This is a genomic window from Caldibacillus thermoamylovorans, from assembly GCF_000751775.1.
GTDB lineage: Bacteria > Bacillota > Bacilli > Bacillales > Caldibacillaceae > Caldifermentibacillus > Caldifermentibacillus hisashii.
Genome location: NZ_CCRF01000002.1, coordinates 1 through 7695, shown reverse-complemented (window position 1 = coordinate 7695; position 7695 = coordinate 1). Strand labels below are relative to the sequence as shown.

At 36.2% G+C, this 7695-nt stretch carries 8 protein-coding genes; 1 reads left to right on the top strand and 7 read right to left on the bottom strand.

Annotated features, from left to right (window positions below; genetic code table 11):
• Window positions 1-176: 176 nt before the first annotated feature.
• The 6 genes from veg to BT1A1_RS00220 all read right to left on the bottom strand — a co-directional run bounded on the left by veg (window position 177) and on the right by BT1A1_RS00220 (window position 5642).
• Entirely contained in the window at window positions 177-431 is a 255-nt protein-coding gene (gene veg / locus BT1A1_RS00245; RefSeq protein ID WP_033826366.1) for a biofilm formation stimulator Veg, read from the bottom strand.
• A 410-nt stretch (window positions 432-841) separates the two neighbouring features.
• A complete protein-coding gene (gene yabG / locus BT1A1_RS00240) occupies window positions 842-1711 on the bottom strand; it encodes a sporulation peptidase YabG (RefSeq protein ID WP_034766846.1) in 870 nt (289 codons plus the stop codon).
• Window positions 1712-1949: 238 nt separating this feature from the next.
• Window positions 1950-2828 carry a 16S rRNA (adenine(1518)-N(6)/adenine(1519)-N(6))-dimethyltransferase RsmA gene (gene rsmA, locus BT1A1_RS00235; RefSeq protein ID WP_034766844.1) on the bottom strand — a complete coding sequence of 293 codons (879 nt, stop codon included), beginning with the start codon at window positions 2826-2828 and terminating at the stop codon, window positions 1950-1952.
• Window positions 2821-3381: a ribonuclease M5 gene (gene rnmV, locus BT1A1_RS00230; RefSeq protein WP_034766840.1), complete on the bottom strand. Its 561-nt coding sequence runs from the start codon at window positions 3379-3381 to the stop codon at window positions 2821-2823. The genes rsmA and rnmV overlap by 8 nt, the downstream gene beginning before the upstream one ends.
• A gap of 98 nt (window positions 3382-3479) precedes the next feature.
• Window positions 3480-4673: a G5 and 3D domain-containing protein gene (locus tag BT1A1_RS00225; protein WP_231553248.1), complete on the bottom strand. Its 1194-nt coding sequence runs from the start codon at window positions 4671-4673 to the stop codon at window positions 3480-3482.
• A 201-nt stretch (window positions 4674-4874) separates the two neighbouring features.
• Window positions 4875-5642, bottom strand: coding sequence for a TatD family hydrolase (locus tag BT1A1_RS00220; RefSeq protein WP_034766838.1), 768 nt, complete (start codon window positions 5640-5642; stop codon window positions 4875-4877).
• Between the two features lie 464 nt (window positions 5643-6106).
• Between BT1A1_RS00220 and BT1A1_RS00215 the strand changes: the two genes are divergently transcribed.
• Entirely contained in the window at window positions 6107-6337 is a 231-nt protein-coding gene (locus tag BT1A1_RS00215) for a hypothetical protein (protein ID WP_034766836.1), read from the top strand.
• 31 nt (window positions 6338-6368) lie between these two features.
• Here BT1A1_RS00215 and BT1A1_RS00210 read toward each other — a convergent pair whose 3' ends face one another.
• The gene (locus BT1A1_RS00210; protein ID WP_034766834.1) at window positions 6369-6956 is read right to left on the bottom strand and encodes a hypothetical protein; all 588 of its coding nucleotides are present in this window, start codon (window positions 6954-6956) and stop codon (window positions 6369-6371) included.
• Window positions 6957-7695 lie beyond the last annotated feature (739 nt).

Below are 7695 nucleotides of genomic sequence, written 5' to 3'. Positions count from 1 at the left end.
CTTTCTTATACTATAAAGAAAACTCGGCGACTGCCGAGCATCCAGGCGACGGCAGAGCCGCAAGAGCACTTATGCTTAATTCTTAAAATTTCCAACTACGTCAAATTCGCTTCTTTGCTGGAAAATTATACATTCTTAACGTATAAAAAAGGCAGTAACCCAAAGGTAACTGCCTACTATACTAACTCTTGCTTGTCTTCATAAAATGTAAGTTGTACAGTCTGTGTTAAAATATCCGCATAACTGTAAGATACTCGTTCAAATGAATTCTCATCTTGATCTAATTCAATAACAAAAACGGCTGGATATGTTTCAGCTAATACACCTGTTCGTTCAATCGTTTTTTTTCGTCCACCGTTAGCTTTTAACATAAGACGTTTCCCTAAATTTCCATCAAGACTTTTTTTAATATCTGACAATGTTCTTGGCATATCTTCTACACCTCACTTAGCTTTATGATAACAAATTTACAGGTTTTTGTCAAGGATAAAACTAAAATTATATCAAGGATAAAAAATGTTTGTCAATAACTTTTATGTCATTTTTCAACTTTTTTCGACACCATTATTCTTACCGATTTTTCATAATTTTATGTACCCATTGTTCATTAATTTCACTAAAGAAAAAATTTTTTTACAGTAACGGAGATCAGATGATTCCAGTCATTCATTTCGAAAGGATAAAGTGAGATTTCAATCAACGGGGAAATCCTTATCCCCACTGAGTGTAAAAAATTCCCTCAAACTTATGAGGGAATTCTCTCCCGCCTATCTTCCTCATTGATTTCATTCTTGAGGTAGGCATTTTAACCAGCCGTTATGAGTGGGATAAAACAACGGATTTAGTCAAATTTTGGATGATATGGCATCCCCATTCTTAAGACACCTTTTGTTTCAATCCCACCGACACCTTTTTCCCCGGTAATGGTGTTCCGTAATATTTCCCATACATGGACACGCTCCGTAAACGGGGTATAACTTAACTTTGAAACGATATAGACGGGATCTAAAGCATGGATATTTACCCTTGCCGGCGAACTCGCAAAATTAGCTCCGGCTGCAATTAACGATTCAAAATGTGATTGACACGCACCGGCAAAAATAATTAATTGATCTAAATTTGGATATTTATTTCTTATTTTATTCACTGTCAGGACAAAGTCTTTTGAATGACGATACGAATTAATATCACTTTTTTTACCTTTTTGCTGAGAATACGCATCATGACCCGTAATAACCAATATATCAGGTCGAAACTCATCGACCCATTGGGGGACTTGATCAGGCATATTTTTTTCATCACAGTAAAAACCTGAAACCGGAACACCAATTTTCCGATACATCGCTAAACATTTTTTTAAGTAATTTGGATCTCCATCGACATGTAACACTCTTCCGGGAATTTGAAACAATTGAAAGTCCGTATTATAACCAAGCGAGGTTTCATACTCCTGTTTTTCAAGAACAGCTTGATAATCTTGGCGAAATAAGTATAAGGATTGCTCTTCCAATTCACGGAACGGGGCCAAAAGTTCATTTTTCATACGGGTATCAAGGACGATTAAGTCCTCAATCGGTGCATCGGCAATTAGTCGAATATCCTCTCCATATAAGAGCGCAAAAGTACGACCTCGCTCCTCATATACTCGGATTACCCGAAACGGAATATCACATTTATATGATTTTCTACCCACTATTTGATTGATTTTTATCCCATGGCCTTCACTCCATGTCTTAAAATAAAAAGGCTTTTATAAGATATGCAAACAAAAACCACAGGGTGTATGAATATTTAGCAGGACGATAAATTCACTCAAAACTGTTTTTGTCCCTTATCCTGAAACCTTAAATTACCAACTACGTCTTATTGGCAACCTCGTTGAAACTTGAGCTTAACGTAAAAAAGGTTGCCGTTTTTCATTTTTTCCCGACAACCTGACCATTTTAATATTATGCAAAATATGGAAGTAGTCCATCACTTAATTTTGCAAATTCTTCAATTGTTAAAGTTTCCCCTCTTCTCGTCGGATCAATCTCTGCCTTTTCTAATGCAGCCATAATCCGCGCCTTTTTCTCTTTGCCATTTTCAAGCTGGCTAACCAAATTATTTAAAATTGTCTTCCTTCTCTGGGCAAAACTAAATTTGACAATATTGAAAAAGAATTGTTCATCCTTGACAGCGACAACAGGCTGATCTCTTTTCGTCAATTTCACAACCACCGAATCCACATTTGGTTGCGGAATAAAAACCGTTTTTGGTACATTCATGACAATTTCAGCCGTTGTATAGTATTGAATGGCTATTGATAAAGAGCCGTAATCTTTTGTTCCAGGCTTTGCAGTGATTCGGCTGCCTACCTCTTTTTGCATCATTATGACCATGGACCGGAATGGCAAATGATCCTCTAGACATTTCATAATAATCGGCGTTGTAACATAATACGGGAGATTGGCAACAATAGCAATATCCTTCACCTCTTGAAGATAGGTTTCAATTGCTTGATGAACATCGGCCTTCAGGAAATCTTGGTGAACAACTGAGACATGGGGATATGGCGACAACGTATCTTCTAAGATCGGAAGTAATCTCTGGTCAATCTCAAAAGCAAGTACTTTTTTACATCTTTTAGCCAATTGTTCTGTAAGGGCACCTATTCCTGCACCAATTTCAATGACCCCGCTCTCCGGAGTAATTTCGGCATGGTCTACAATATTATTTAAAATATTTGTGTCGATTAAAAAATTTTGCCCAAGGCTCTTTTTAAAAGTAAATCCGTACTTTTCCAGGATTGCCCTTGTTCGTAGTGGTGTGGCGATATCTCTATCCATTTTGTTCCTCCTGAAAAATTTTATTGACCGCTTCTAAAAATAACTCTCTTGATATTTGAAACATGTTTAGTCGCTTATGCAATTGCTTTCCATTTGTATATCCAATTTTTAGAAGCTCCCCTAATCTTTCCCTTCTCCATTTTGAAGATGCATCCCCAATGAGACGATAGTAAACTAAGTCTTCTTTTGTAATTTTCTCTTCGGGCTCTATTTCCATCCGGTGAGCATCTTTCAAAGCAGTACGAATTGCTTCCGGGGAGGCATGTTCTACACCAATCCCTCTTCCTAATTTATCTCTTGCTTCATGTTTTGGTAAAAAAGCATGTTTACAATTTGGTATGCGATCAGTAATGGTTTTTCTTATTTTCTCACCCGGGAAATCAGGATCGGTAAAAATAATGACTCCGCGTTTTTCCGCAGCCAATTCAATTTTCCTCAAAGTTTCCTCATTTATTGCAGAACCATTCGTTTCAATTGTATCCGCATCAATCGCCCGTTTAATGGCAACTGTGTCATCTTTTCCTTCAACAACAATAATTTCCTTTATTTTCATAATTCCTCCATTATTAACCTCATATAAATATCGCAATTTCTATTATGATATTTTTCCATAGAAAAGTAAAACGCAGAGGGAGTGTTCCCTCTGCCTAACTATTGAAGAATTTTAATTTTTACGGTCCTTTGCCCCCAACGGTACGCATCGCTTTGTGAGGCAAAAAAGACATCAATTTTATTCCCTTTAATACGAGTCCCGGTATCGGCAGCTATCGCATAGCCATACCCCTCCACGTATACTTTTGTCCCTAAAGGAATGACGCTCGGATCGACAGCAATAATTTTTGCCCCCGGGTTTGCATGAAGATCAATCCCCGTTGCTGTTTTTCCGGAACAACCGTTACAGGAAGCAGTATAGGCGGTGGAACTAACATAAAACTCTTTCCCTGTCTCCGTACCGCGGGAAACCAGTTGTGTCATTTCCTTTGTCCCAACTGCGACAATTTTATCTGTTGCATTTTCCATCACATTTTCACTAATTAATGTTTTGGAAACCTCTTGCCCGTTTTCTAAAATAACCTCATATGTCTTTTGCACTTTGCCGGTTTTTCCCTCTTGAACAACTTGCTGTTTCCCGGATTCTAAGTTGCTGTCCTTTTGTGTAACGGTAGCAAACTCAAGTGGTTCTTCCACTACATCGGTGACCTTTTCAACCCTGACGATGTTTATAGGAACATTTTCCCCAATCATTTGATCTAAACCTGGTTCAACACGATCAAGTTCATTTAGTTTAATTCCTTGTTGTTCTAAAAAGTCAGCGACCGTAGTCGAAGTAGACCATACCGTCCGCTCTTCTCCTCCATCGTTTACGACAACTTGAAAAGCTGTATCTAAATTAATTATTAAACCTTGTTTTATTTTCGCTTCGAGCGGAACACTTAATTGATCCTGTTCTTTAATAGCAATTTCACTTTCTGCCAAAAACTCCTTCACCGTTTTTCTTGTAGTCCATACCTTCTTCTCTTCTCCATTAAGTTTTAATATCACCATACATGCAGGTTTCCAAACAATTTGCATATTGTCTTTTACTTTTGCATTGACAGATGGTGATAGATAGTCTTGTTTTTTGTAATTGATTTTTAATTCACCTAATAACTCATGAACCGTTTCTGCATGTGTCTTTATCTCTTTCTTATTGCCGTTTAACGTCAAGGAAACATTTTTCTTCGTTCCTTGGTAAATGAAAAGACCTGTTAGTGAGGCGATGACTAAGAAACTAGCAATTAAAATCAACGCTTTATTTCTTCTAAAAATGTTGGTGAACAGGTCCTTCATTTTCGTAAATTTCATGCATGAACCTCCTTTTCTGGGGTGCGTACCTTATAAGAGAATTTAATTTGAGAAGGTATGGCTACTACTATATCAATCTATGTTCCACATTATTGCATATATTCCTACTTTCAAAAAGAAAATCTTATCGACACAGTTTTTCTTTTTAACAGGGGATTGTGGCAAATTTGCTGAAAATTTGTCTAACTCCCTTTGCTTTTGTCACTCTATGCCGAAAAGTAATTTAGCATTTTTCGTTGTTGCTTCTGCCAATTCTTTAAAAGAAATCCCTTTTATATCAGCAATTTGCTCGGCTACTAGTTTTACATATGCCGGCTCATTTCTTTTTCCTCTGTATGGATGTGGAGCCAAATACGGGCAATCCGTTTCAATTAAAATTCGGTCAAGCGGAATCTCTTTCGCCACTGCTTTTGGCCTTTTTGCATTTTTGAATGTAACCGGACCACCTAATGAAATGTAAAAATTCATTTTTATACATTCTTTTGCCGTCTCTACGCTACCGCTAAAGCAGTGCATAATCCCGCCAATTTCTTCCGCATGCTCTTCTTTTAAAATTGTAACCGTATCTTCCATGGCATCCCTCGTATGGATTACGATTGGAAGACGTAATTTTTTCGCCAAACGGATTTGTTTCCGAAATAATCTTTGCTGAACATCTTTTGGTGATTTATCCCAATGATAATCAAGGCCAATTTCTCCATAAGCAACGATTTTGGGATGTTTGCATAATTGTTCAATCCATTGTAAATCTTCCTCGGTGCAATCGACAGCATCAACCGGATGCCAGCCGATACACCCATATATATGGTCATATTTCTCAACTAGTTCCATTGTTCTTTCAATCGTTGGGCGATCGAAGCCAACAACAACAATATCGGAAACACCAACATTGCCGGCTCTTTCAATCACTTCTTCCAAATCATCTGTAAAATCAGCTGCATTTAAATGAGCATGTGTATCAAACAACATCGTTAATTCTCCTTTAATATATTGGATGGCCTATAATCAAGAACCATCAATTCCATTATTTCTCAGCAAATCAGCAGGGTCATGTATTAAAGAAGAATGAAGTCCTTTTTTGTCCGTTATAACCTTAACATAGAATTGTTTCAAATATGTAACAGATTCTTTTTAATTTAGGCACAAAGGGATTTCATTCCGACCCTTATCCAAGTATCTCCGTTAAGTAAAAAAAATAAAAAACCTTTCAAAAAAAGGATTATACCGCTGTTTTCGGGGAGTTTTTGTTCTTTGGACTGTCAAAATCAGGAATAAATATAACCCCCAAGTAAGGAGTTGTGTATATACAAAAAATTCCTTATTTTACAGGTGAAGAGGTTATAAATGTTCCAAACGTTTTCTTTTCTATTGTAAACATTTTTGCTAAAATTAAGTTATTGGTTAAAGAATTTAAATTGGGGGAATGATCTACCATGCTTTTGATTTTTGGTAAGTTTATCTTGTTTTATTTGTTAGGTACAATTGCATTCGCCCTCTATAAAGTAATGTACTACAGTATCAGCAAAAAATTGATTACAAAAACGGTTGAGGGTACAAAACTATATTGGGCTTTGAATCTCTTTGTTAAAGACGGGAAAAAACTGGATGATAGTGATTACTTTACTATAGCTGTTTTTGCGGTTTTATGTACGATTTATTTATAAAAGGCTCCTAGAATATTTCCAGGAGCCTTTTTTATTTCGTGGGATATCCATTATTTTCACAGAAGTTTTTAATCTTCTCATGTTTTTTTGAAAACTTTTTGCATGCTTCTTTGATCCCATATGTATAAATGTCTTCTAAAAACTTTTTAGCAACACCAGCCAATCCCAAAGCTGTTAATACAGCAATTAGATCTTGCAGTGAAATATATACAAGCCAAGGTAACGCAGGCGCAATCATAGGTTTGATTTGTTTATCGCCTTTTATCGGAATTTGTTTCCCACTCTCTAAAAATTTCACTTGTTCTACTGGTAAGTTTTCAAAAAATATCGCCATATTTGTTACCTGTTCTACAGAAAAACCAATTTGGAGTGCTTTTTGACGGTCTACAGAATACGTAAAATCATTATTAAGTTTCAATGCTTCTTTTACAAACTTTTTCGCTTTTTCTATGTCTTTTTCATCAACATTTTGCACGACATTGCTAACTTCTTGATGATTAATCAAACTTTCTGTTGAATTTTTTGCCTGAGCTGTAGCCGCTGGCATAGTTAGTACTACTGAGGTTAGGAGTGCAAACACTGAAAGAATAATTATCACCCTAGCCTTCATACTTTTCATACCAAAAACAACCACCTATAGTTTATTCTATTTACAAGTTATATATTAACATATAAACCAACTATAAGCAAGTATTTTTTTGATAATTTTATAAATTTAGTTTTCTTATATAATAAAAGATTAGTATAAGTATTGTTTCGGTATTGTTTCAGTATTGTTTCGGTATTGTTTCGGTATTGTTTCAATATTTTTTTAATATAGTTTTAATTTTCGTTTTTGGTCCGTAAATTCCGTTTATATTGCACGCACATCAGCTGAAATTGTCTACTTAATCTTCTTTCTTCCGTCCGTAATAGCTATTTATGCCGTTATTATTTGTCCCTGTATCCGGGAAATAAAAAGTACAGCCAGTGCGCACCTCCTATACTTCGGAAAACCGTCACTTCTCAACGACTTGTTTGCCTTAAAAATGCCAGAAGAGAGGATGTGGGAAGAATTTTGTTGCTTGTTGTTGCCTGCTTCATTAATAGCCCCACTATTGCCAATGCCTTTACTTTATTTTGTCCATATATTCTATCCATTTCGATACCAAGTTTCTTTTGCAGTGCTTTAAAGCCTTGTATCGACTTATTGGAATACGATCCTTCGCAGAGAGAAAGCTGAACATCCACTCGTCAAATATGCTACGGTATAGAAAAACTTTGAATTTTTCCCTTGAATTAACATCGCACGAAGAGAAAGTGAAAGTTTTTTAGAGAGGGGGAAGTTAGTTTTTCAGTCGCTGGCACTCTGATTTATA

Coding starts and splice junctions, on each gene's coding strand:
- rsmA (WP_034766844.1), bottom strand. CDS start 2,828: ATGGATAGAGATATCGCCACACCACTACGAACAAGGGCAATCCTGGAA.
- BT1A1_RS00215 (WP_034766836.1), top strand. CDS start 6,107: ATGCTTTTGATTTTTGGTAAGTTTATCTTGTTTTATTTGTTAGGTACA.
- BT1A1_RS00225 (WP_231553248.1), bottom strand. CDS start 4,673: ATGAAATTTACGAAAATGAAGGACCTGTTCACCAACATTTTTAGAAGA.
- rnmV (WP_034766840.1), bottom strand. CDS start 3,381: ATGAAAATAAAGGAAATTATTGTTGTTGAAGGAAAAGATGACACAGTT.
- BT1A1_RS00220 (WP_034766838.1), bottom strand. CDS start 5,642: ATGTTGTTTGATACACATGCTCATTTAAATGCAGCTGATTTTACAGAT.
- BT1A1_RS00210 (WP_034766834.1), bottom strand. CDS start 6,956: ATGAAAAGTATGAAGGCTAGGGTGATAATTATTCTTTCAGTGTTTGCA.
- veg (WP_033826366.1), bottom strand. CDS start 431: ATGCCAAGAACATTGTCAGATATTAAAAAAAGTCTTGATGGAAATTTA.